General features: G+C 70.2%; 19 protein-coding genes. 5 read left to right on the forward strand and 14 right to left on the reverse strand.

The genetic code is table 11. The features are described 5' to 3' along the window. Positions 1-17: 17 nt before the first annotated feature. Entirely contained in the window at positions 18-941 is a 924-nt protein-coding gene (locus tag ACFHWE_RS03935) for a LysR family transcriptional regulator (protein ID WP_416599208.1), read from the reverse strand. A 59-nt stretch (positions 942-1000) separates the two neighbouring features. Continuing rightward, a complete protein-coding gene (locus ACFHWE_RS03940; protein ID WP_416599209.1) occupies positions 1001-2281 on the reverse strand; it encodes an MFS transporter in 1281 nt (426 codons plus the stop codon). Between the two features lie 156 nt (positions 2282-2437). On the opposite strand from ACFHWE_RS03940, the gene ACFHWE_RS03945 reads away from it, so the two are divergent. Then, a complete protein-coding gene (locus tag ACFHWE_RS03945; protein ID WP_416599210.1) occupies positions 2438-2902 on the forward strand; it encodes a DUF3237 domain-containing protein in 465 nt (154 codons plus the stop codon). A 201-nt stretch (positions 2903-3103) separates the two neighbouring features. On the opposite strand, the gene ACFHWE_RS03950 is transcribed toward ACFHWE_RS03945, so the two are convergent. From ACFHWE_RS03950 to ACFHWE_RS03975, 6 genes are all read right to left on the reverse strand, one after another. Beyond that, positions 3104-3700, reverse strand: a complete 597-nt coding sequence (locus ACFHWE_RS03950; RefSeq protein ID WP_416599211.1) for a TetR family transcriptional regulator — start codon at positions 3698-3700, stop codon at positions 3104-3106. A gap of 183 nt (positions 3701-3883) precedes the next feature. Further along, a complete protein-coding gene (locus tag ACFHWE_RS03955) occupies positions 3884-4441 on the reverse strand; it encodes a class IV adenylate cyclase (protein WP_416599212.1) in 558 nt (185 codons plus the stop codon). Positions 4442-4459: 18 nt separating this feature from the next. Beyond that, on the reverse strand, positions 4460-5053 hold the full coding sequence (gene idi, locus ACFHWE_RS03960) for an isopentenyl-diphosphate Delta-isomerase (RefSeq protein ID WP_416599213.1): 594 nt from the start codon (positions 5051-5053) through the stop codon (positions 4460-4462). A gap of 83 nt (positions 5054-5136) precedes the next feature. Further along, positions 5137-5997: a geranyl diphosphate 2-C-methyltransferase gene (locus tag ACFHWE_RS03965; RefSeq protein ID WP_416599214.1), complete on the reverse strand. Its 861-nt coding sequence runs from the start codon at positions 5995-5997 to the stop codon at positions 5137-5139. 55 nt (positions 5998-6052) lie between these two features. Further along, a complete protein-coding gene (locus ACFHWE_RS03970) occupies positions 6053-7381 on the reverse strand; it encodes a family 2 encapsulin nanocompartment cargo protein terpene cyclase (protein WP_416599215.1) in 1329 nt (442 codons plus the stop codon). 35 nt (positions 7382-7416) lie between these two features. Continuing rightward, a complete protein-coding gene (locus tag ACFHWE_RS03975) occupies positions 7417-8823 on the reverse strand; it encodes a family 2B encapsulin nanocompartment shell protein (protein WP_416599216.1) in 1407 nt (468 codons plus the stop codon). Between the two features lie 559 nt (positions 8824-9382). Between ACFHWE_RS03975 and ACFHWE_RS03980 the strand changes: the two genes are divergently transcribed. Beyond that, positions 9383-10222 carry a siderophore-interacting protein gene (locus tag ACFHWE_RS03980; protein ID WP_416599217.1) on the forward strand — a complete coding sequence of 280 codons (840 nt, stop codon included), beginning with the start codon at positions 9383-9385 and terminating at the stop codon, positions 10220-10222. Between the two features lie 45 nt (positions 10223-10267). Here ACFHWE_RS03980 and ACFHWE_RS03985 read toward each other — a convergent pair whose 3' ends face one another. Then, positions 10268-11053, reverse strand: coding sequence for an SAM-dependent methyltransferase (locus tag ACFHWE_RS03985; RefSeq protein ID WP_416599218.1), 786 nt, complete (start codon positions 11051-11053; stop codon positions 10268-10270). Between the two features lie 167 nt (positions 11054-11220). On the opposite strand from ACFHWE_RS03985, the gene ACFHWE_RS03990 reads away from it, so the two are divergent. After that, positions 11221-13518 (forward strand): FdhF/YdeP family oxidoreductase, encoded by a 2298-nt coding sequence (locus ACFHWE_RS03990; protein ID WP_416599219.1) that lies wholly within the window; start codon positions 11221-11223, stop codon positions 13516-13518. A gap of 15 nt (positions 13519-13533) precedes the next feature. Here ACFHWE_RS03990 and ACFHWE_RS03995 read toward each other — a convergent pair whose 3' ends face one another. Both ACFHWE_RS03995 and ACFHWE_RS04000 read right to left on the reverse strand, forming a co-directional pair. After that, entirely contained in the window at positions 13534-14877 is a 1344-nt protein-coding gene (locus tag ACFHWE_RS03995) for a TIGR01777 family oxidoreductase (RefSeq protein WP_416599220.1), read from the reverse strand. A 79-nt stretch (positions 14878-14956) separates the two neighbouring features. After that, positions 14957-15610 carry a hypothetical protein gene (locus ACFHWE_RS04000; RefSeq protein WP_416599221.1) on the reverse strand — a complete coding sequence of 218 codons (654 nt, stop codon included), beginning with the start codon at positions 15608-15610 and terminating at the stop codon, positions 14957-14959. Between the two features lie 162 nt (positions 15611-15772). Between ACFHWE_RS04000 and ACFHWE_RS04005 the strand changes: the two genes are divergently transcribed. Then, entirely contained in the window at positions 15773-16408 is a 636-nt protein-coding gene (locus ACFHWE_RS04005; RefSeq protein WP_416599222.1) for a histidine phosphatase family protein, read from the forward strand. Between the two features lie 112 nt (positions 16409-16520). On the opposite strand, the gene aroQ is transcribed toward ACFHWE_RS04005, so the two are convergent. Then, positions 16521-16985 (reverse strand): type II 3-dehydroquinate dehydratase, encoded by a 465-nt coding sequence (aroQ, locus tag ACFHWE_RS04010; protein WP_416599223.1) that lies wholly within the window; start codon positions 16983-16985, stop codon positions 16521-16523. A 134-nt stretch (positions 16986-17119) separates the two neighbouring features. Between aroQ and ACFHWE_RS04015 the strand changes: the two genes are divergently transcribed. Beyond that, a complete protein-coding gene (locus ACFHWE_RS04015; protein ID WP_416599224.1) occupies positions 17120-18916 on the forward strand; it encodes an acyl-CoA dehydrogenase in 1797 nt (598 codons plus the stop codon). Between the two features lie 99 nt (positions 18917-19015). Here the strand turns inward: ACFHWE_RS04015 and ACFHWE_RS04020 are convergent, their stop codons facing one another. Together ACFHWE_RS04020 and ACFHWE_RS04025 are read right to left on the reverse strand one after the other, a co-directional pair. Beyond that, positions 19016-21643: a hypothetical protein gene (locus tag ACFHWE_RS04020; RefSeq protein ID WP_416599225.1), complete on the reverse strand. Its 2628-nt coding sequence runs from the start codon at positions 21641-21643 to the stop codon at positions 19016-19018. A 1482-nt stretch (positions 21644-23125) separates the two neighbouring features. Further along, complete coding sequence (locus tag ACFHWE_RS04025; protein ID WP_416599226.1) at positions 23126-23491, reverse strand: YrdB family protein; 366 nt, start codon at positions 23489-23491, stop codon at positions 23126-23128. Between the last annotated feature and the right edge of the window lie 29 nt (positions 23492-23520).

Below are 23520 nucleotides of genomic sequence, written 5' to 3' on the forward strand. Positions count from 1 at the left end.
GACCGGAGCCGGCCGGGTCACCCGGCGCGGTACGCCCCGGGGCCGGTGTCCGGGTAGAGCGGCTGGGGCGCGTAGGCGTCGACGTTCTCCCGGGCCAGTTCCACGAACCGCCGCGCCCGGCCGGAGAGGCGGCGCCCCGCGGGCCACACCACCGAGACCCGCTCCAGGTGCGGTCTGGGCTCCAGCGCCCTGGCCGCGACGGGCAGCCCCTCGTAGCTGTGGCGGATGCGGGGAAGCTGGATGAACAGCGAGTATCCGACCCCCTGGGCGACCAGCGAGCGCACCAGTTCGAAGTGCGGTGTGCGCAGCCGCACCCGCGGGGACAGCCCCTGCGTCCGGAAGTAGCCCAGCACGTCCTCGGCGCTGGGCGGGACCTCCAGCAGGAGCAGTGGTTCGGGTTCGAGGTCGGCCGCGGAGACGGTGTCCCCCGCCGCCAGCGGGTGGTCGCCGGCCAGGATGACGTGCATGGCGGTGTCGTAGAGGCGCACCGCCTTGAAGGCCCGGTCCAGGTGCATGTTGTACATGACCGCGATCTCGACCGCCCCCGAGCGCAGGCCCCGCAGGAGGGTCTCCTGGTCGGCGGTGACCGGGTCGAGGGTGACGTCGGGGTGCAGTCGCTCGAACAGCGTGAACATGGTGGGCAGCAGTGTCGGGGCGAGCGAGGGGAAGCAGCCGACCGACAGGGTGCCCGAGAGCCCGCGCCCGTCGACGGCGGCCCGGAGCTCGTCGGCCTCGCGCAGCAGCGAGAGCGCGCTCTCGAACACGTGCTCTCCGGCGGGGGTGAGGACGACCCCCGAGGACTTGTGGCGGGTGCACAGCCGGGTGCGCAGGGCCCGTTCCAAATCGTCCAGCGCCGCCGCCACGGCGGAACGGGAGACATGTTCTCGTTCCGCCGCGGCGCTGATACTCCCGGTGGAGGCGATCGAGCAGAAATAGGTCAACTGGCGAAGGGTGAAATCCGGCACGGCCAGCCTCCGGGGGATATCGGAGCCGAGAGGGCTCACCTGAGTGTTCGGCCACGGGTCTCCGGCATGAACAGCACCACGACCGCGGTGATGACGCACAGCACCGAGATGTAACCGACGAAGACCCAATGTAGCCCGATACTGGCCAGCCAGGTGTTGAGATAGGGCGCGGTGCCGCCGAGAACGGCGGCGGACGTGGCGTAGGCGATACCGATCACGGTGGCCCGCTGGCGGGTGGGCACGAGTTCGGCGAAGACCGCCCCAAGCGGGGCGCAGTTGGCGGCGAGCAGGACGGCCGCCGCGGCCATGGTGAGGAACAGGTTCAGCGGGCGGGGGCCCAGGAGCCACTCCAGGGGGAAGGCCGCCAGGGCGAAGCCGACCGCGAACACCAGTTGGACCGGGCGGCGCCCCCACCGGTCGGAGGCCAGGCCCATGAACGGGATCGCGGCGATGAACACCGCCTGGGCGCACACCCCGGCGATCAGCGCGGTCGTGGAGTCCATGCCGTACTCGGACGAGGCGTAGCCGGGGGCGAAGATGATCCACGTGTAGAAGGCGACGACGCCGCTGACGGTGAGCCCGACGATGCGCAGGGCCCCCGCCCGCTCGCGCCACAGCTCCTTGAACGATCCGCGCTCGGTGGCGGCGGAGGAGGAGTCGTCCCTGGCCCGCTCGTAGACCTCGGACTCGGCCATCGTCAGCCGGATGTAGAGCGCGTACAGGCCCAGGGCCGCGCCGACGAGGAAGGGGATCCGCCACCCGTAGGCGGCCATGGCTTCGTCGCTGAGCACCCCGGTGAGCAGGGCGCCCAGGCCGGTGGCCATCAGCGAGCCCAGGCCCACCCCGAGCCACGGGGTGGCGGCCCACAGGCCGCGCCGGTGCTCGGGGGCGACCTCGGCGAGGTAGGTGAACGCCGAACCCGTCTCACCGCCGTGTGAGAGCCCCTGGAGCAGCCGCGCCGCGAGCAGGACGAACGAGGCGAGCACACCGGCCGAGTCGAACGTGGGGGCGACGGCGATGACGAGGCTGCCCGCCGCGGCGAGCGTGATGGCCAGGGTGAGGCTGAAGCGGCGCCCGCGCCGGTCGGCGATCCGGCCGAAGAGCCAGCCGCCGACCGGCCGCATCAGGAACCCTGCGGCGAAGACGGCGAGGGTGGCCAGCAGAGCCGAGACCGGGTCCTCGCTCCGGAAGAACTGGGCGGCGAAGAACGGGGCGAAAACCGCGTAGATATTCCAGTCGAACCATTCCAGAGCGTTACCGATATTGACCGCCACCAGGTCTCTGCGGCGTTTGGAAGTTGCGGTCGCAAGGCTCATGTTCTCCTCCGTGTCCGAGTGTCTCCCCCGAAATCCATGAATCGATTGCGCCGATTATGTAATCGCCCCGAAACATCGTCAACACCATTCTCCAGGCATGGGATGCCGGTAAAAGTGTCATCGACCGTGAGAAAGCGCTGGTGCTATGTTCTGGCCATGTTGCCGACTCCGCCGCAGTTGTCGTTCCTCGCGACGATCTCCGTCCAGGTCGCCGCCCCGGTCGAGGTGGGCCCCACCGCGGACGGGCACCGCCGCATCATCCCGATCACCGGGGGCAGCGTGGCGGGGCCGCTGCTGCGGGGACGGGTGCTCCCGGCCGGCGCGGACTTCCAGGTGCTGCGCACGGACACCCTCACCGAACTGAGGGCGGAGTACGCCATCGAGACCGAGGACGGCGAGCGGATCCAGGTGTCCAACTTCGGCCTGCGCTCGGGCAGCCGTGACGACGTCGCGGCCCTGGTGCGGGGCGAGCCGGTGGACCCGGCCCGGATCTACTTCCGCTGCACCCCGCGGTTGGAGCCCGCCGGGCGGCGGTGGGAGTGGTTGCGCTCACGGATCGTCGTGGGCACCGGCGAGCGACACCCCGACGAGGTCCGCCTGACCCTGTTCACCGTGGATTGACCGCGTGACGCACCGCATCCGGGCCCATTTCATTACTTCAGGGGCGCACCAGGACCTGTTGGAGAAGGTCGGGCTGCGCTATGGCATCCTCGGGTTCCCGATGGGCGGGTGCCCGAGCCCTGAGGGGCGCTGCGGAGCGGAACCGGAGCCGGACTGCGCGTCCCGTACCGGGTGCCCGACGGGCCGGGCTCCTTCGGGGGCTCACTCCAGCAGGCGGGCAAAGGCGGCGTCGACCGCCGCCGGGAGGCGTTCGGGGGCCCCGCCCGCCTGCGCGCGGCCGGAGCGGTAGCAGGCGGCGGCGAGTTCGGCGGCCAGGACCGCCACGGAGCGCTCGGTGCCCAGGTCGATGAGGGCCCCGGCCATGGCCTCGGCGTAGTCGCGTTGCTTGGTGAGCTCCCGGGCGGCCAGGTCGGGGTTCTCCGCCAGCAGGCGCTCGTGGCGCAGATAGGCTTCACGGTCCTCGGTCCGGGCGGTCGCCAGTACGTCCACGACCCGGCGCAGGTACGCCAGCGCCGCCGACAGGGAGTCCCCGACTGGCCGTCCCGGCGGCGGGGCGAGGCGGCCGACCTCCTCGGGGCCGGGCACGCGCTGAGCGCCGAAGACCACCTCCTGCTTGTCGCCGAAGTACCGGAAGAAGGTGGCCCGGCCGACCTCGGCGCGGTCGGCGATGTCGCTGACGGTAACCCGGTCGAAGCCGCGCTCGGCGAACAGGGCGAGCGCGGCGGCGACGATGCTCTCGCGCGTGCGCCGCCGCTTGCGCTCACGGAGCGACTCGGTCCGCCCCAGTGGTCGTTCCATACCACCATCTTAGGGCCGGCTCTCCTACCTGGGGCGATATCCGATTCTTCGGTCGACTCGGAGTAGTCCGCGAGGGAACCGTCCGAAGCGCCGGGTCCTGGGCCGAGCCCTCCTCCGGCACGCTGGGAAGGACCGCACGCCGGCATGGCGGACCGCTGAACGGGTGGGCGGCCGGGGCCGGTGTCACTCGACGCGGTCGCCCTCGGGCTCCCCCGCTGCACGCACGAGCGTGTCGTAGGTGTCGCTGGTGGGTTCCAGGTCCACCCCCAGGCCCCGCGCCCAGGCGGCCAGCTCCCCCTGGACGACTCGGGCGTCGCGATCGTCGTCGGCGACGACCTCCAGTTCCAGGAACACGCCCGCCCGGCGGACGAGGTCGACGCAGACCAGCATCCGGTCGACCACACCCACCCTGCGGTATTTGACGATGCGCAGGCTCGGGACATAGCCCATCGCCAGAACGGCGGCGTGCATCTGTGCGCGGTCGGCGACGACCGACTCGTGCTCCACACACTCCATCGGCAGGGCCGAGGGGGTCTTCGTCGTGAACACGTGCATGCCGTCCTGGGTGCGCAGACGGCAGAAGGTGCGCCCCGCCTTGGGCATCCCCGGATCCCAGTCGGCGGGCGCGTAGGCCTGGTCGTCCTGGAGCACCGGCTCCCCCAGTTCGACGCCGGCCCGTTCGAGGGCGTTCAGCAGGGCGTCGAGGTCCGCCACACGGTACTTGGTCTCGATCTCACGCATCGGTCGGCCCGGGGGTGTCTACCAGGCCCCGCCGACGAGTTCGCGCACCGCGGGCCGCACGGCGTCCAGAACCGTCGGGAACCACACCGAGAACGTGTGCCGGGACACCATCCGCTCCAGCTCGGCGGGGTCGGCGAACACGGTTTCGGCGATCTCTTCGGGATCGGGCTTCAGATCGCCGTGCGCCATCCCCACGAAGAGGTGGTTGTACTCCCGCTCGACCAGTTCGGAGTCGGGGTCGCGGTGGTGGTAGCGCACCGTTCCGGCGGCGCGCATGAGGTCGGGTGCCGTGCCCAGCTCCTCGGCCACGCGCCGGGCCGCAGCGGCGAAGGGCTCCTCCCCGGGGTAGGGGTGGCCGCAGCAGGTGTTGGACCACACCCCGGGCGAGTGGTATTTGCCCAGGGCGCGGCGCTGGAGGAGCATCCTGCCCTCGGTGTCGAAGAGGAAGACCGAGAAGGCCCGGTGCAGTTGCCCCGGCGCCCGGTGGGCGGACAGTTTCTCGGCGGTGCCGATGGTGGCACCGTCCTCGTCGACCAATTCGAGCATGATCGGTGCGTCGGCGCGGTCCGCGGAGGCGGCGCGGGCGGCGACGGAACTGGTGGACATGGGCATCCTTCGCGGTAGGGGCCTGGGCACGCTGCGGTCAGGGGCGGGGTGCCCGCCGCAGTGGCGGCGGGCACCCGGGACCGACCGGGTCAGATCCGGTCGGCGGCGATGAGCAGGTAGTGGAAGCTGCCCTCCTTGTAGGCGGTCAGGAACGGGTCCTCGATACCGGTCGCCACCGAGGACTGGGCGCGCAGCTCCCAGTACGGGATCGTCTGGTCCGTGAGGTCGACGACGTTGATCGGCACGAGGCCGTTGGCCGCCATCGCCTTGAAGTAGGCGCTGCGCGGGTGGATGTTGCAGGTGTAGTGCTCGTCGATGCGGCTGACCGCCTTGGACCGGCCTCCGGTCACGTCGTTGTAGCAGCCGGTGATGGTGACGTAGCGGCCCCCGTGCCGGAGCAGGCGGGCGTGCTCACTGAAGAGTTCGAACAGGTCCACGTACATGGTCGACTCGTTGTTCCAACTGGCCCGCAGTGAACCGGTGTCGAACCCGGTGTCCAGCATATTGCGGAAGTGGAAGGCGACCTTGTCGGAGACGCCGCGTTCCTCGGCCTGGCCGTTGGCGAAGTCCACCTGCTGCTGGGAGATGCTCACCCCGTCCACGTGGCAGCCGAAGCGCTGGTGGGCCATGAAGCTGGTGCCGCCCCGGCCGGACCCGGTGTCCATGATGCGGTCCTCGGGCCGGATGTTGCCGAGGTGGTCCAGGAGTACGTCCGCCTGGGCCGTCTCCAGGCGGTGCAGCTCCTCGATGATGCGCTGGTTGCGGGTCTCCTCCGGCCCCTCCAGGACGGAGGGGTCGTAGTCGCCGAGGCCGTAGTGGTGGTGGTAGTAGCCGTCGACCTCACCGAGGCGGATGTTGACGGGGTCCTTCTCGGCGTTCCAGTACTCGGCCACGGAGCGCTGGTAGTCGGTGCGCAGGACGTGGTCGGCCTGGGGCATGGTGGACGTCATGTAGGGATGGCTCCTTCGTGTTCGACTTACCGGGTTGCGAGGGGAAGCGGGGCCCTCAGGTGTCGTTGTTCGTGTCGTGGTACCGGCCGCTCTGGGCGTGCCACTCGCGGCTGCCGCCGATCCAGGCCCACAGGTCGGCCAGGAAGCGGCGCAGCTCGGGCGATCCGGCCGTGGCGAGGGCGAAGGCCTCCGCCTCGATGGTGTGCATCACCTCGTCGTGGATCTCGACGGTCCGTGCGACGGCGTCGCTGAGGGAGAGGTCCTCCTCCGAGGCGATGAGTCTGGGCAGGCTGAAGTCGCCGGGGTCCTCCTTGCCCATGGAGTACAGGTCGTTGACGATCACGCTGGCAGTGCCGGCCATGGTGAACACGCGGCGCACGCGCGGGTCGGCGAACTCCTCCTGGGAGATCTCGTAGCCGGCGATGGTGTCCACCAGCACCATGCAGGGCACGAAGCTGTTCTCGTGCCGGTGCATGAGGAACTCCCAGACCGGCGGCCGCTGGCCGGCCGTCGCCCAGACCGCCTCCTGGTTGTAGGCGACGAACATGATCGCCAGTTCGTGGCGCAGGCGCCGCACCTGCGCGGAGGTGGCCATGGTGGAGAGGTTGCGCAGTGCCGAGCGCAGGGCGACCGCGACCGGGTCGGCCCGCACCTCCTCCTCCAGTTGCGGGGCGTAGTCGAGCGGCAGGTGGGCCTGGTCGATGACGGAGTGGGCGATGGCCAGGCGCTGGCCGAGCAGTTCGGGACGGGCCTCCTCCACCTCGCCGTCGACGTAGTGGTCGTCCACCGCCCACTCCGACAGTGCGCACTTGGCCGCTGCCAGCAGGCGGTCGGGGTCGTCGGTGGCGGGGTGGGCGAGCATCATGAGCCGTCCGAACTCGGCTCTGCGGATCTTGTCCAGTTGTCCGGGGTAGATCCCCACTTCCTCGGCCCACTCCACCAGCCGTGCGTCGACCTCCCGGCCCAGGGCCGGGTCGTCCCGGACGGCGGGCGGGCAGTACAGCACCAGGTTGGTCCGGCCGTCCCCCCGCCTACCGGGGTGCCCGGCGGCCCGGGCCGCCGGGCCGCCGTCGGAGGGCGGCAGCCGGGGTCCGGAGGGGGCCTGTGGAACGGGTGGGAGCACCGCGGCCGCGGAGGCGCCCCTTGCCGTGCCCACTGTGGGCGGACGCTCGGGGAGCAGGGCCGTGGCCGCCGCGCTGCCGAGCCCTCGCGGGCCGGTCGGCAGCCGGGTGGCCGCGGCCGCATCCCCGGTACCCGCCGGAGCGGGCCGGGGTGCGAGCAGGTCGGATCGGCCGGGCCGCTGCGGGTCGCGCAGCAGCACGTCCACCAGGTCCGCCGCCGTGTGGGTGGCGGCGGAGGCGGACATCCGGGACAGCAGTGACACCGTCTCAGTCCTCCTTCCCTGTCTGCGGCGGGCGGTCAGCCACGCGGGTGGACCTCGACGTTCTCCAGGACACCGAGGGCGTCCGGGACGAGCACCGCGGCGGAATAGTAGGTGCTGACCAGGTAGGAGATGATGCCCTTGTCGTCGATGCCCATGAAGCGCGCGTTCAGGCCGGGCTCGACCTCGTCGGGCAGGCCGGTCTGGTGCAGGCCGATGACGCCCTCGTTGTCCTCGCCGGTACGCACGGCGATGATCGACGAGGTCTGGTGGTCGGAGATCGGGATCTTGCCGCAGGGCAGGATCGGCACACCGCGCCAGGAGGGCACCTGGTTGCCGTTGAAGTCGATGGTCGGGATGTTGAGGCCCCGGCTGTTGCACTCCTTGCCGAAGGCGGCGATGGCCCGCGGGTGGGCGTAGAGGAACTGGGTGTTGCGCCGCATCGTCAACAGGTCGTCGAGGTCGTCGGGGCTGGGCGGGCCGCTGTGGGTCTGGATGCGCTGTTTGAAGTCGCAGTTGTTGAGCAGGCCGAAGTCGGAGTTGTTGACGAGCTCGTACTCCTGGCGCTCGCGCAGGGCCTGGATGGTCAGGCGGAGCTGGTGCTCCGTCTGGTTCATCGGCTTGTTGTAGAGGTCGGCGACGCGGCTGTGCACCTTGAGGACGGTCTGGGCGACGCTGAGTTCGTACTCGCGGGGCCGGAGCTCGTAGTCGGCGAAGGTGGTGGGCAGGTCGGGCTCGCCCTCGTGGCCGGAGGCCAGCGCGATCTCGGCCTCGCCGTGGGAGTTCTGCCGCTGCTGGGGCAGGCTCTGGATCCGGGTGATCTGGGCCTGGAGGCTGGGTGACTCGTCCACCAGGGAGATGAACCGCTCCCGGGGCAGTTCGAGGAGCGTTCCGGCGGTGGCCGCCTTGACCGTGTACTCCCACGTGGGCTCACCGGAGTCGAGGAGGTGGCGCTCGCCGAACTTGTCGCCGTCGGCCAGGATGCCGAGCCGGTTGGTCTCCCCGTAGTGGCCCTGGGAGGTCTGGTGCACCCGGCCGTGCGCGAGGAGGTAGAGGTGGGTGGCCGGCGCACCCTGCTGGGCGAGCACGTCCCCGGGTTCGAACTCGCGCTGGACGAAGCGGTCGGCGAGGGCCTCCAGGACCTCCTCGTCGTCATAGCCCCGCAGCAGGGACAGCTCGGCGAGCTCCTGGGGGATGACCCGGACGTGCGAGCCGGTCTGGTTGAACTCGATCCGCCCGTCGCCGATGGTGTAGGTCAGGCGCCGGTTGACCCGGTAGGCGCCGCCGTCGGTCTGCACCCACGGAAGCGTCTTCTGGACCCAGCGGGAGCTGATCCCCTGCATCTGCGGGGCGGACTTGGTGGTGGTGGCCAGGTTGCGCGCCGCCCTGGTGGCGAGGCTGCGCTGTTCTTCGGTTCGCACCTCGGGGACTGAGTCGATCGACATCCGCGGTGTCTCTCCTCGTGGTTTTCGCGAACCCGTCCGCAGGCCGTGCCGCGGGCGGGTATCCGCTGGGTCGTGTGCAGTGGGGCACCCGGGCCGAACAGGCACGTCGACCTTCGGGCACGCTCCGTAAACCGAGGAACACACTAAAAGTGCCGTCTTGGCCGCACAACCGATTCCCGGATTTCCCCCACACCCCCGGGAGTCGGAGTCCTCTCCCGACAAGTCCTAATCCCGGGGAATGCGAATGACACTCCAACTTCCTCACACACGCCACCGACCGCAAAAATCGACCTCCACCTGCGCAGACTCTCGGAGCCAAGGGGAAAGAGGCACGTCCACACCCCGCCCACACGTCCGCTTCGCCCTTTATTTCATGACATTCTTCCCCATATTCAGGAGAGAACCCCACAGATTTAAGATCCCCGCTCCCCCACCATTCCGGACCCACAGAACCACAGGAGGAAAACTCACATAAACGACATCCCATCCGACCGCACAGGATCGGCCACCGGACGGACCACCCCGGTCGACAGCGAAATTTGGTTAGGCTAACCTAACTATGCAACCGGCCGCAGTCCTGTCCCCTGGAGAGTCCCCCGTGCAGATCCGCCAGCCCGAGCAGCGCGCGCTGATCCGCGCCCGTGTGGTGCGCACCGAACGCGTCAGCGACCACTTCGTCAACATCACCCTCGGCGGGGACGGGCTCAAGGGCTTCGAGTTCCTCGGCCGCGACCAGTTCGTACGCCTCTTCCTGCCCCGCGAAGGCCAGGAGGAGCTGCACATGCCCACCTCCACCGGAAACAGGGGGTGGTACGTGCAGCTCCTGGCCATGTCCAGGGCCAAGCGCCCGCACGTGCGCAACTACACGGTGCGGCGCTTCGACGCCGACAAGCCGGAGATGGACATCGAGTTCATCGACCACGGCGACGCCGGACCGGCCTCCGCCTGGGCCACCACGGCACAGCCGTGCGACGAGGTCGGACTCCTGACCGAAGGGGCGTGCTACCTGCCCACGGAGGGGGCGGATTGGCAGCTCATCGTCGCGGACGAGAGCGGGCTGCCCGCCGTGGCCTCGATCCTGGAGCAGGCCCCCGACGACCTGCGCGCCGAGGTCTACCTGGAGGTTCCCGCCAAGGCCGACGTGCGGGAACTGTCGGCTCCCGAAGGCGTGACGGTGCACTGGCTGCCCCGGGAGGACACCCGCGCCGTCCCCGGACGCCTGGCTCTGGAGACCGTCCGGGCCGCCGAGCTGCCCGAGGGACGCCCGTACTGCTTCCTGGTCGGCGAGAAGGACCTGCCCACCGGCCTGCGGCGCCACCTGGTCCGCGAACACGGCGTCGCCAAGGCCGACATCGCCTTCATCGGCTACTGGCGCCACGGCAAGGCCGCGATGGGCTGAGCGAAGCCGGCCGGGGCACCGCGCGCCGCCCCGGCCGGCTCCGGGTCAGGGCTTGCGAGCGACCCCGCAGTAGGCGTCGATCTCGGTGGGAGCGCCCACTTCGGAGTCCTCGGGCCGCCACAGCGGGAAGGACACCACCCCGGGTTCGAGAAGTTCCGTCCCCTCGAAGAGGTCCTCGATCTCCTGCGGCGAACGCAGGTGGTAGGGGACGTTCGCGGTGGCGTTCCACCGGCGCGCGGCCTCCACCACCGTCTCGCTGGTGTCGGTGTTGTCCCCCAGCGCCAGGAGGCTGCCCGAAGGCAGCGCGTCGACGTAGCCGCGCACGATCCGGCGTGCCTCGGCGCCGTCGAAGTGGCCCAGCGTGCCCATCATGGTGAGCCCGACCGGCCGGGACAGGTCCAGGTGGGCGCGGGTCCGCTCCAGAACGGCGGACACATCACTCAGGTCGGCGTCGACGTAGTGGGTCTCGCCCTCGGGGCTGCTCGTGAGCAGTGCCCGGGCGTGGGCCAGGACCAGGGGGTCGTTGTCGACGTAGACCACGCGCGCGTCGGGCGCCACGCCCTGGGCCACCTCGTGGACGTTGTTCTGCGTGGGCAGTCCGGTGCCGACGTCGAGGAACTGGCGGATCCCCTCCTTCGCGGCCATGTGGGTGACCGCACGGATCAGGAGCTGGCGGCCGGCCCTGGCACAGGCCGCCAGCTCGGGAAAGGCGTCCAGGACCTGGTCGCCCATCTCTCGGTCGACCGGATAGTAGTCCTTGCCGCCCAGCCAGTAGTTGGTGACCCGCGCGGAGTGAGGGATCGTCGTATCGATGTGCGGCACGTCCGGCATGGGCACCTTAATTCTTTACAAGGGACGAATCAGAAGCATTGTCCGCCCTGCGGACGGCCCCACGCAAACCGGATCGCCTGCCCCGCCGGGGTTTGCGGGTTCCCCGCGACGGCGCGCACACTGTGTTGAACCGCCCCGGAACGGCCACAGATGCGACAATCGGAGACGTGACACGCCAAGCCGAGAACGACCCCGCCCAGGACGCGCCCCGGGTGGACCCGCCCAAGCGCACCTCCGTGGGCCTGCCCGCCGTCCTCAACAGCCTCCGCCAGGTCGGCGAGAACGCCGGGGTCCGGCGCGGGGTGCCCGCCATGCTCGCGGTCAACCAGAAGCGCGGCTTCGACTGCCCCGGGTGCGCCTGGCCCGAACCGGGGCGGCGGCACACGGCGGAGTTCTGCGAGAACGGCGCCAAGGCCGTCGCCGAGGAGGCCACCAGCCGGGCCCTGACCGCGGAGTTCTTCGCCGAGCACCCCGTCTCCGAACTGGCGGAGCGCTCCGGCTACTGGCTGGGGCTGCAGGGCCGACTCACCGAACCCCTCTACCTCGCCGAGGGCGCCGACCGCTACGCGCCGATCACCTGGGAGAGCGCGCTGGACCTGGTCGCCGGGGAGCTGCGCGCCCTGGACTCCCCGGACGAGGCGGTGCTCTACACCTCCGGCCGCACCAGCAACGAGGCCGCGTTCTGCTACCAGCTCCTCGCCCGCCTCCTGGGCACCAACAACCTGCCCGACTGCTCGAACATGTGCCACGAGTCCTCCGGGTCGGCGCTGACGGAGACCCTGGGCGTGGGCAAGGGCAGCGTGTCCCTGTCGGACCTGTACAAGGCCGATCTGATCATCGTCGCCGGGCAGAACCCGGGCACCAACCACCCCCGGATGCTCAGCGCCCTGGAGCGCGCCAAGCGCGCGGGGGCCCGGATCGTCACGGTCAACCCGCTGCCGGAGGCGGGGCTGCGCGAGTTCCGCAACCCGCAGACGGCGCGGGGCCTGGCCGGGCTCGGCACCGAGCTCACCGACCTGTTCGCGCAGGTCCGCCTGGGCGGCGACCTGGCTCTGTTCTCCGCCGTGAACCGGCTGCTGCTGGAGGCCGACCGGCGCGGCGAGCCGGTGCTGGACCGGGCGTTCATCGACGGGCACACCCACGGGTTCGACGCCTACGCCGAGGAACTGCTCTCCGAACCCGAGGCGGAGTTCTGGCCGCGGGTGGAGCGGGCCACCGGGCTGGAACGGGAGCTGGTCGAGCGCATCGCGCGGATGGCGATGGATTCGGAACGGACCGTGGTGTGCTGGGCGATGGGCCTGACCCAGCACAAGCACTCGGTGCCCACCATCCGCGAGGTGGTGAACCTCCTGCTGCTGCGCGGCGACGTGGGCCGCCCCGGCTCGGGCGTGTGCCCGGTCCGAGGGCACTCCAACGTGCAGGGCGACCGGACGATGGGGATCTTCGAGCGCCCTCCGGCCGCGTTCCTGGACGCGCTGGGCGCCGAGTTCGGGTTCGAGCCGCCGCGCGCACACGGCCTGGACACGGTGGACTCCATCCGCGCGATGGCCGAGGGGCGCGTGCGGGTGTTCCTCGCGATGGGCGGCAACTTCGTGGCGGCCAGTCCCGACACGAACGCCACCGAGGAGGCGATGCGCCGGGTGGGGCTCACGGTGCACGTGTCCACCAAGCTCAACCGCTCGCACGTGGTCACCGGCACGCGGGCGCTCATCCTGCCCGCCCTGGCCCGAAGCGACCGCGACCTGCACGGGGACCGCAGCCGTTGGGTGACGGTGGAGGACTCCATGGGCGAGGTGCACGCCTCCCACGGGGTGTTGCCGCCCCTGTCGGAGGGGATGCGCTCGGAGGTGGACATCGTCCGCGGCCTGGGGGAACGACTGTTCGGGGAGAGCCCGGTGGCGTGGTCGCGCCTGGCCGACTACGACCGGGTGCGCGACCACATCGCGGCGGTCGTCCCCGGGTTCGAGGACTTCAACGCCCGGGCGCGCCGACCGGGCGGCTTCACCCTGCCGCATGCCCCGCGCGACGACCGGCGCTTCCCCACGGCGACGGGGAGGGCCAACTTCACCGTGAACGGCCGATACGCCCCGGAGATCCCCGAGGGGCGGCTGCTGCTCCAGACCCTGCGCTCGCACGACCAGTACAACACCACGGTCTACGGGCTCAACGACCGCTACCGGGGTATCACCGACGGGCGCCGGGTGGTGCTGGTCAACCCCGAGGACTGCGCCGACCTGGGGGTGCGGGGCGGTCAGTACGTGGACCTGGTGGGCGAGTGGTCCGACGGTGTCGACCGGCGCGCACCGCACTTCCTGGTGGTGGAGTACCCCACGGCCCGGGGCTGCGCCGCCGCCTACTACCCGGAGACCAACGTGCTGGTGCCGCTGGACTCCACCGCCGACGTGAGCAACACCCCGACGTCGAAGTCGGTGGTGGTGCGCCTGGAGCCCGACACCGGGCTCTGACCGGCGCCGGGAGGTTCACTCCGGGCGGGGGCGGCCGAACAGGTGGGACAGTGCCCCCTCCAACTCGGGATACCGGAACCGGTGTCCGGACGCCGCCAGGCGGGCCGGGGCCACCCGCTGGTCGGCGAGTGCGACCTCCTGCGCCCCCTCGCGGCCCAGCACGACCGCCGGGGCCGGTGCGGGGACCGGGAGCAGCGCCGGGCGGCGCAGGGTGCGGGCGAGCAGCCGCACGTGCTCGGCACCGCGTACCGGGTTCGGCGCCACGGCGTTGACCGGACCCGACAGGGTGTCGTCGAGCAGGGCGCGCACGTAGACGTCGGAGAGGTCGTCGGCCCCGATCCACGACAGCCACTGCCGGCCGTCGCCGATCCGGCCGCCCAGACCGGCCGCGAACAGCGGGTACTGCAGCCCGAGCACCCCGCCCGCCGGGCTCTGGACGATGCCGGTGCGCACCTGGACGCACCGCGTCCCGGCGTCGGCGGCGGGGCGGGCCGCCTCCTCCCAGTCGGCGACCAGGTCGGCGAGGAAGCCTTCGCCGCGCGGGCTGTCCTCGGTGAGGACCTCCTCGCCCCGGTCGGGGCCGTAGTAGCCGATCGCGGAGGCCGTGACGAACACGCGCGGGCCGTCCTCGCGGGCCACCAGTTCGGCCAGCGCACGGGTGGGGCCGAGACGGCTCTCGCGCAGCGCCCGCTTGTGCCGCTCGGTGAACCGTCCGAACAGGGGCTCGCCCGCCAGGTGCACGAGCGCGTCCACGCCGTGCAGCAGGTCGGGGGCGGGTTCCTCGGGGTCCCAGCGCCGCTCACCGGGGGAAGCGGGGTCGCGGCGTACCAGCCGCACCACGCGGTGGCCGTTGACGGTCAGCAGGGCGCACAGGTTGCGGCCGACCAGTCCGCTGGAGCCGGTGACCGCGACGGTCAGCGTGCGGTCGCTCCATTCGCGGAAGCGGGCGCGGGCGGCCAGGTCGTCGGCGAGCTGGGCGTGCCGGTAGGCGAACATGGGGCGCAGCAGCGCCTCGGGGACGGAGGTGGCGACCCGGTCGACCACGCGGGTGCCGCCGCCGGGCTCTTCGAGGAAGTCGTGGGCGTGGGTCCACGACAGGACCGTCGACAGCGGGCGGCCCACCAGGTGGTCGGCGAACCGGCGCGGCGGGTCGTAGCGGTCGGGCAGGTGGGCGGCTCTCCATCGCAGACCGCCCGGCAGGGTCAGCACGGCCGTGCCGTCGCGCAGGGAGTCGGCCTCAGCGGTCAGCCGCACCGGCTGCCAGGGGGCGGTGAGGCGCGCGAACGCCCCGGGCCGCTCGTGCCAAGCGAACACCTCGTCGCGCGGTGCCAACACCGTGCTCTCGTAGCGGAAGACCATGCCGTCCCTTCCTCGTCGCTGCGGCCTTCGGCCACCGTAGCGCGCGGGCACGCGGAGCCGGGGAAGGGCGCGCTGGAGGTTAGTCCACCGGCTCGTGTCGCCCACAGGCGTCGAGGAAGGCCCTGGCCCGGGCGCGCTGCGGCCTCCACAGGTAGACGTAGGCGACCATCAGCGCGGACAGCAGCAGGGAGAGGAGGGCGATGCCGATGCCGGCCGCCGAGTGCACCGGATCCGCGGCCACCGCGTTCCAGACACATATCGAGAGGACCGTGACATGGGCGATGACCAGGTGCATGCTCCAGTCCGTCGCCCCCAGTGCCGTCTCGGCCAGGTGGCGGGCGACCTGGCCGGTCTCGGGGCCGGCGCCGGGTGCGCCGCTGCGCAGCAGATCCCTGGCCGCTGTGAGCCGGGCGCGGTCGGTGTCGGGCGGCATCGGAGTCGACGGCAGCCCTCTGAAGGCGGTCACGCCGTGGAAGAGGCCGAAGGGGACCGCCACGGCCACACCTGTCAGAAGGGAGGGAGCACCCACCGCCCCTACCGCCAGGAGCGAGAACACGAACGTCGCGAGCACGGCCGCCAAGCCGCCCGCGGTGGCTCCGACGACGGTTCCGACAATGGTCGCGTACCGGACCGGATCGCGCTGGGCACGGACCCGGACACGGACGAACCCGGGAGGACGCCCGTCCGGCGGGGGCGGGGAGCCGGTGCCGGGGCGGACCCTGCGCCACACCATCAGGGCCTGCGCGGGTGGTGGACACGCTGGTACACGAGGACCTCTCGAAGGGCCCGTGGCGGGGGGCGGCCGGGCCGATACCGCGTCTCACTCCGACTCTATCCGAGGACGGTTCCCCACCCGGCGGGCGGGGAGGGGAGGACCCCCGCGTACTGTGTCGGCATGCCAGCTATCTACCTGATCCGCCACGGGAAGGCCTCCCCCGAGGCCGACGACTACGACGAACTGAGCACCACCGGTTACGAGCAGTCCCGCCTGGTGGGCGCCGAACTCGCCCAGCGCGGGCTGAAGGTGGGGCCCGTGGTCACCGGTTCCCTGCGCCGCCAGCGGCAGACGGCCGCCACCGCTCTGGAGGAGGCCGGTTTCGACGCCTCCGCGAGCGTGGACGAGCGGTGGAACGAGTACGACCACGTGTCGATGCTGGAGCGCTACGACATCGGCGAGGGGACAGTCCAGCAGCGGCTCGACGCCTGCCTGCACGCGTGGACCTCCGACCCCGCCGACGGTGATCACTCCTGGACGGTCTTCCGGGATCGGGTCGTGGCGGCGCTGGGGGACCTGGCGTCCGGGCTGGAGCGCGGCCAGACCGCGCTGGTGTTCACCTCGGGCGGGGTGATCTCGGCGGCGTACTCGTTCCTGCTGGACATGCCGCCCGCGTCGTTCGTGGCGATGAACCGGGTGGTGGTCAACGCCTCGATCAGCAAGATCGCGCACGGGCGCGGCGGCACGCAGGCGCTGTCGCTCAACGACCACGCGCACCTGGAGCGGGGCGGCCCGACGCTGCTCACCTACCGGTAGACGCGCGCCCAGAACAAACCGACCGGTCGGTTCCCGATTCCGCGGATGCCGACCGGCCGGTGCCGCGCTCCGCTCCGGCAGACCCGGACAGCGGGTCCGGCGCGCACGCGGACTACGCGCGGCGCTCGGCGTCGCGCTGGAGCACGGCGCGCAGGGCCAGTTCGTAGCCGAACACGCCGCACCCGGCGACGTAGCCCGCCACCACGGGCGAGGTGACGGACGTGTGGCGGAACTCCTCGCGGGCGTAGATGTTGGAGATGTGGATCTCCACCACCGGCGCCTCGATCGCGTCGATGGCGTCGCGCAGGGCGATGCTGTAGTGCGCGTAGGCGCCGGGGTTGATGACGATCCCCGCCCAGTGGCGGGCCTGGTGGATCCGGTCGACCAGGGCGCCCTCGCTGTTGCTCTGGGCGCAGACCACCTCCACCCCCAGCTCCCCGCCCAGGCCGCTCACGCGCCGCTCGACCTGTTCCAGGGTGGTGGTGCCGTACTGCTCAGGGTCGCGGGTGCCCAGCAGGTTGAGGTTGGGGCCGTTGAGCAGCAGGACGGTGCGGGAGGGGTCGGCGGGGCCGGTCATCGGGCGGTGCTCCTTGTGGCTGAGGCGTTCTGACCGGTCCACCCTAGAACGGAACCGCGGCCCCGCCTGCACGGACACTTGCCGCGACGGATACCATACCGACCAGTCGGTCTACGTCTTCTAGGAGGCTCCCCGTGGCGTCCACCATCCTGTCCGCACGCGATCTGCGGTTCCTGCTCTACGAGTGGCTCGACGCCGAGTCTCTCACCGAGCGGCCGCGCTTCGCCGACCACTCGCGGGAGACCTTCGACGGGGCCCTGGAGCTGGCCGAGCGCGTGGCCACGGACCACTTCGCGCCGCACAACAAGCTCAACGACACCAACGAGCCCACCTTCGACGGCGAGCGCGTCCACACCAACCCCGAGGCCAAGAAGGCCCTGGAGGTCTACGCCGAGACCGGCCTGGCCACGCTCGCCATGCCCGAGTCCGTCGGCGGCGCCCAGGCGCCCAGACTGGTCGCCAGCGCCTGCAACGCCTGGTTCCAGGCCGCCAACCTGGGCACGTTCGCCTACGCCTCCCTCACCGGCGGCAACTCCGCCCTGCTGCTCACCCACGGCACCAAGGAGCAGATCGACACCTTCGTGGCGCCGATGCTGGAGGGCCGCTTCACCGGCACCATGTGCCTGTCCGAGCCGCAGGCGGGCAGCTCGCTGTCCGACATCACCACCCGCGCCGAGCCCGCCGACGATGGCACCTACCGGCTCTTCGGCAACAAGATGTGGATCTCCGGCGGCGACCACGAGATGTCGGAGAACATCGTCCACCTGGTGCTGGCGAAGATCCCCGGCGGTCCCCCCGGGGTCAAGGGCATCTCGCTGTTCATCGTCCCCAAGTACCTGGTGAACGACGACGGCTCCGTGGGCGAGCGCAACGACGTGGTCCTGGCCGGGCTCAACCACAAGATGGGCTACCGCGGCACCACCAACACCCTGCTCAACTTCGGCGAGGGCAAGCACACGCCCGGCGGCGCCCCGGGTGCCGTGGGCTATCTGGTCGGCGAGCCCCACAAGGGCCTGAAGTACATGTTCCACATGATGAACAGCGCCCGGATCGGCGTGGGCTCGGGCGCCACCTCGCTCGGCTACACCGCCTACCTGAAGGCGCTCGACTACGCCCGCGAGCGGGTGCAGGGCCGCCCGCTGGGCGCCAAGGACCCGAAGCAGCCGCAGGTGCCCATCATCGAGCACGCCGACGTGCGGCGGATGCTGCTCGCCCAGAAGAGCTACGTGGAGGGCGCGCTGGCGCTGGTACTGTACGCCTCGCGCCTGTACGACGACAGCGTCAGCCTTGAGGACGAGCAGGGCCGCGAGCGCGCCGACCTGTTGCTGGACATGCTCACACCCATCGTCAAGAGCTGGCCGTCGCAGTGGTGCCTGGAGTCCAACAGCCTCGCGATCCAGGTGCACGGCGGCTACGGGTACACCCGCGAGTACGACGTGGAGCAGCACTACCGCGACAACCGCCTCAACATGATCCACGAGGGCACCCACGGCATCCAGGGCCAGGACCTGCTGGGGCGCAAGGCCGTGATGGAGGACGGCCGACGCCTGGCGATCCTGGTGGAGACCGTCCGCGAGACCGTGGAGCGCGCCCGGGGGCTCGGCGGCGCCGAGGCCGGGTACGCGGACCTGCTGGACGCGGCGCTGAACCGTGTCACCGAGACCGCCGCCGCGGCCTGGGCCGAGGGCGAGGCGGCCGTGGCGCTGGCCAACGCCACCCCGTATCTGGAGGCGGTCGGGCACGTGGTGATCGCGTGGCTGTGGCTGGAGCAGGCCGTGGCGGCGCACGGCAAGGACGGCGCGTTCTACGACGGCAAGCGCACGGCGGCGGCGTACTTCTTCCACTACGAGCTGCCGCGCACCGGCCCGCAGTTCGACCTGGTCGCCTCGCGCGACCGCACCACGCTGGACGCCGACCCGAGCGTGTTCTAGCGGACGCGCCGCCGTGGCCCAGGAATCGCCCTGGACCACGGCGGCCGTGTCGGCCCCGGTGAGCGGATCGGCCTCGGCCACCGCGGAACGGGCCGGCTCCTACGATCGGGTGGACTCCACCCAGCCCACGACGCCCCGGTAGTTCACCAGGTTCCAGCCCGCACCGTGCTCCATGACGTCGGGCTCCCCCTGCGGAGGGACAAACCCGACGGCCGCGCTCCTGACGTCCGGCTCCACCCGGATCGACCGCGTCTTCGGCTCGGGAACGGCGGGGGTGACCTCCTGCGCGTAAGCGCGTGCGATCAGCTCGCGGCGGGTCTCCTCGTTCTCGATCTCCTCCGCCACGGCCGCAGCGAATTCCTGTTCCCCCATCGTCCGCACCATCTGGGCCAGGTCCACGGTGGAGTGGACCACCACGCCGTCGCGGGTCCAGCTCGGTACCGCCTGCACATGGTTATCGAGATTGACCCGCACGGAAGCCACCCCGGGCTCGGGCTCCTCCTCGCTGGTGTCCCAACCTTCGAAGACGGCGTTTCCGGACAGCGAAGGGGCCGTCAGGTCGACGGTCCGGCCCTTTCTGTAGATCCGGATCATCGGGCCGTACCCGTCGCCCCGCCCGGCGAGGTCGGCGGAGCACGTGATCACGGAGTCGCCCACGACCCCCTCCGGAAGAACGGTGAGGACCCGCTGGTCCTCTGGCGCGGGGCTGCTGTCGATCCTGGCCTTGAAGCGGACTTTGCTGATCCTCGGGCGGTCCTTGCGCTTCAGCGACGGCCAGTACAGCACGGACAGGGCCAGTTCCGACCACGCGGGCGGAAGGGAGACCTTCCCCCTGGTGTTCGCGGACTTCTCACCGAGGATGAAATCGAGTAGGTCCTTGCTCGCGAGGCTCTGCGTATCGGGGGTGATCCCTCCGGACGCATCGATCGTCCACCCCCAGCGGACCGGGGACTCGGAGCTGAAGAGGTACAGGTCCTGGTCCCGGCGCATGATGCCCTTCTCGGCGGGGACGAGGTTGAGCACGACGTTGGTGTCCTCGGGCACCGGCGGACCTTCGGGGTCGAAGACCAGTTCCACCAGCTCCACCCCGCTCAGCCGGGCGCGTTGGCGGTCCGGCCTGATCAGGCCGAACGACAGGGGGTCGATGGCCAGGCTCCCTCCCCTGTTCAGCGCGTCGATCGCCTGCGGGGTCTGCCGTGCTGTCAGCGCGAACTGCTGTACGCCCGTGGCCTCCTGCACGAGGGCGTTGTCGTTCAGCAACTGTTCGCGGAGGACCGACAGGTTCTCTTCGAAGAGGCCGCTGAGCTGGTCGGCCTCGGTATTGATCCTGGTCAGATCCTTCTCCGTGTTCGACTTCGCAAGGTCGGCGATCTTCTCGGTGACCTTGGGCAGCCGCCAGTCGACGGAGGGCTTCTTGAGAAGTGCCGACTCGTAGGACTTGACCAGCAGATACAGGTACTTCTGCAGCGTGAGCCGTGCCCGCTGGTCCATCTGCCGTACGGCGAAGACCGCCTCCGGGTCGGTCGAGATCCTCCCCTTCTTCTGCTGCAAGCGGACGACCGTGCCCGCGTTGGCCGCCAAACGGCTGAAACCCTCGCCCACAGAGTTGACGGCCTTCGCAAGGTCGCCGAACAGCGCTGTCTTCTTCTCGTTGACCTCTCGGATACGACGGGTCAAGTCGTTCCACTCGGGGTTCTCGGCCTCCAACTTGGCCAGTGCCGCCTCCACCTCGGATTTGGGCACCTGGAGCGCCTTGATGCCCTCGGAAGCCGAGGAGAACGCGGGCCCCAGCCCCTTGCCGACCGTGATCCAGTCCACCGACTTCTCCGAGGACGCCGCGTCACCGGCCTTCTTCCCGGCCTCACGGGCCTGCTCCGCGGCCTCCGCGACCTTCGTGAGGGCACCGCCGATCTTCGAGATGGTGTCGGGGGCCGAGTCCTGGTCCGCGCCCACCAGGTCGGCGGAGACCCCCGCCAGTGATCCGACGGCTCCCAGGACGGGTTGGCCGACCGGGATGACCTGGCACAGCGCGCCGGCCATCTTGATACCGAACTTGATCGTGGCCTGCCGCCTCAGGTCGTTCTGCGCTTCGCTGAGCAGCCTGTTGCGGAGGTCGGCCAGTCGGTTGGCGAGGTCCTTGAGGTCGCGGGTGATGCTGTCGATCGAGCCACTGACCTCACTGATCTTCTTCTCACCGACGGTGACCTGCTCTGCCGCCGCGTCACTGTCCTCGTTCACGGTGCGGATCGTGTCGCCGAGGATGGCACCCGATTCCTTGGCATCGCGGTCCGCAGCAGTGACCCATGCGCTGAGCAACATCATCCGGAGCGCGCGCCTGGTCTCCTCCTTGTACAGCTCGATCGACCCGGAGAGTGAGAGCAGGGGGGTGTATCCGGCGGGGTTGCCGAAGTAGTCGAGATGGGATCGGTGCCGGTACAGCATGGTGGCGAACTCGGTCTGGGCGGCCCTCCAGACCGACGGCGGCACGCCGTCCCAGGCTTCGGTGGCCGGGACGGGCTGGGCGAGAGCCTTGTCGTAGACAGGCAGCAGTGCCCGCAGCTCTTCCTGCGCTCCTGCGAGGAACAGGTCGCGGGCGTACTCCAGTGCCGCCTGCACACCGAGCGGGTGCACCCAGGCATTGGAGATGTCGAGGAAGACCGGTTCCGGTGTGCGTCCCGCACCTCGGGTCGCGGGCCGGCCCGGGGCGTCCGCCCCCGCTTTGGTCACACGGGAATCTATTTCCTCACGCTCATAATCGGCATTATCCGTTCCAGTGACATCCATCACCATCGTGACCTTGTAATGGGCAGATTTCTCCGGCCACCCGGCCCTTCCACCTTTGCAGTCACGCCCCCGGACCCCAACAGATCCCCCCTTGTTTGAGATTTTCAAGGCATGGTGGTTCAGATTTGTCGTCAGAGATCCACCGTTTCCACCATTGCCAGGGACACCCGGAGCCAGGGCATCCGTCCCGTCTCCGGGGAAGCGTTTGGCTCCGCTATTTCCTGACGTGGAGGCAATACCTGCCCACTTCCATTTATATTCATAGTAGGAGGCTCCGGGGTCAAAATTTACATTGGCAGTGCATTTGAATTCCGTAAACCACGGCGCCCTGCTGGTTACTGTAAACTTCTGATGGTAGTACACCCCCGTGTCATCGCCGTTTTTTCCGTCTTCGCCCGACCCCGGATCCTGGCCGCGCCCACCTTCGGCGATAACCCGGAGGCCGGAATCACCGGACGGGTCCACCTCGTCAACGAATACACGAAGCGAACCGGCGTTCCGCCCCTCGGCGCCGTTCGCACCCGGAGTTCCGTTGGCGGCGTTCCGTGCCTTGTCCACCGTCCAGAGGAGTGGCGATGTATTGATGCTGGCAGTGTCGTCGGCCCACTTGAGGCGGCGGGCGAAGATCTCCACGTCCGCCTCCGGCAGCGAGAAAGCCCCGTGCACTTCGAGTGTGTCGCAGTAGATCCGCAGCGATCCGACCGACACCCGGGGTTTGTCGCCGTCGACCCTCTGAGTACTCCGGTCGACATGGAAAGCCTCCCAGAGCCCGTTCGGGTGGCCCTTCCGGAGTACGACGTGCACGCCCACTACCGTGTGGTCCTCCGGCCCCGCCGCGGTCTTCGTGGAGAACCGCCGGATGTAGAGCGTGCTCGCCGCATCCGGCTTCTCCGGGCGGGAGTCGATGAACGAGCTCTGCATGCTCGCATTCGACAGGTCCGGAACCTTCCCCTGTACGGTGGGAAGCTCCCTGGAACTGCGAGCATATGGGACAGCCACCTCTTGTCCGGTATGTATAGTCATTGCTGATCCCTCCACACACATCACGGATGAGCTCGTCGCTCTTGAAAACGCGGGAAATTCGCTCGCTCAGCGAAGCCCTGAAGCCACACTAGATGGATACGCGGGGAAAAGCTGTGTGCGGCACTGGCGAGTCGAGATCCCGGATTCCTTGATTCACCCGCCGCTACACCGGCCACAACGGAATGCCAAGCACTCACAAGGATTCAGTCACCTTGGATAATCAATCCAATAGGTCAAAGGCGTGGACAAAGTCAAATACAGCGCCTTCTCGGGGCAGTGACGCTTCCGCTGAGTTCTTCTCGACGAAGATCATTTCCGCTGCCTGTTGATGACAGGCGCGGCTCCCACGGTGACGCCGATCCGGGAAGGGCTCAACGTGGTCCGCCTGAACGCGCGCCGCCGTCACCGCGGGGCCTCTTCGCTCCCCTCCTGCCAGAGGAAGCGCAGCGCGGCGTTGACGGCGAAGAGCGCGGCGAACACGAGCGCGGCGGTCACGGCTCCGGCGAAGGCGAGCGCCACGGCTCCCCCACCGAACCACAGGACCTCCAGGACCGCGCGGGAGGGTCCGCGCAGGGGGATCCGGGCGTTGGCGGCGGCGCCGAAGACTGCCCAGACCCCGACGAAGAGCGCGACGGCGCCGACCGCGGCGGCCAGCCGGAGCGGGAGCGGGGCGTCGAGCGTCCACCCCCAGTATCCGACGGAGAACAGCACCCCCAGTTCCAGCAGGAACATGAGGAGGAGGTTGGCACCCTTGGCGAGGTTCAGCACGGCCGACTCCACAGCGTTCGGGCCCCGGG

Source organism: Nocardiopsis sp. LOL_012, from assembly GCF_048060475.1.
Taxonomy (GTDB): domain Bacteria; phylum Actinomycetota; class Actinomycetes; order Streptosporangiales; family Streptosporangiaceae; genus Nocardiopsis.

Bases quoted from the DNA above. Each gene is read 5' to 3' on its own strand.
- ACFHWE_RS03940 (WP_416599209.1), bottom strand. From the start codon at position 2,281: ATGAGCCTTGCGACCGCAACTTCCAAACGCCGCAGAGACCTGGTGGCG.
- aroQ (WP_416599223.1), bottom strand. From the start codon at position 16,985: ATGACCGGCCCCGCCGACCCCTCCCGCACCGTCCTGCTGCTCAACGGC.
- idi (WP_416599213.1), bottom strand. From the start codon at position 5,053: ATGCCCATGTCCACCAGTTCCGTCGCCGCCCGCGCCGCCTCCGCGGAC.
- ACFHWE_RS03995 (WP_416599220.1), bottom strand. From the start codon at position 14,877: ATGGTCTTCCGCTACGAGAGCACGGTGTTGGCACCGCGCGACGAGGTG.
- ACFHWE_RS03980 (WP_416599217.1), top strand. From the start codon at position 9,383: ATGCAACCGGCCGCAGTCCTGTCCCCTGGAGAGTCCCCCGTGCAGATC.
- ACFHWE_RS04000 (WP_416599221.1), bottom strand. From the start codon at position 15,610: ATGGTGTGGCGCAGGGTCCGCCCCGGCACCGGCTCCCCGCCCCCGCCG.
- ACFHWE_RS03985 (WP_416599218.1), bottom strand. From the start codon at position 11,053: ATGCCGGACGTGCCGCACATCGATACGACGATCCCTCACTCCGCGCGG.
- ACFHWE_RS03945 (WP_416599210.1), top strand. From the start codon at position 2,438: ATGTTGCCGACTCCGCCGCAGTTGTCGTTCCTCGCGACGATCTCCGTC.
- ACFHWE_RS04005 (WP_416599222.1), top strand. From the start codon at position 15,773: ATGCCAGCTATCTACCTGATCCGCCACGGGAAGGCCTCCCCCGAGGCC.
- ACFHWE_RS03955 (WP_416599212.1), bottom strand. From the start codon at position 4,441: ATGCGTGAGATCGAGACCAAGTACCGTGTGGCGGACCTCGACGCCCTG.
- ACFHWE_RS03975 (WP_416599216.1), bottom strand. From the start codon at position 8,823: ATGTCGATCGACTCAGTCCCCGAGGTGCGAACCGAAGAACAGCGCAGC.
- ACFHWE_RS03950 (WP_416599211.1), bottom strand. From the start codon at position 3,700: ATGGAACGACCACTGGGGCGGACCGAGTCGCTCCGTGAGCGCAAGCGG.
- ACFHWE_RS03965 (WP_416599214.1), bottom strand. From the start codon at position 5,997: ATGACGTCCACCATGCCCCAGGCCGACCACGTCCTGCGCACCGACTAC.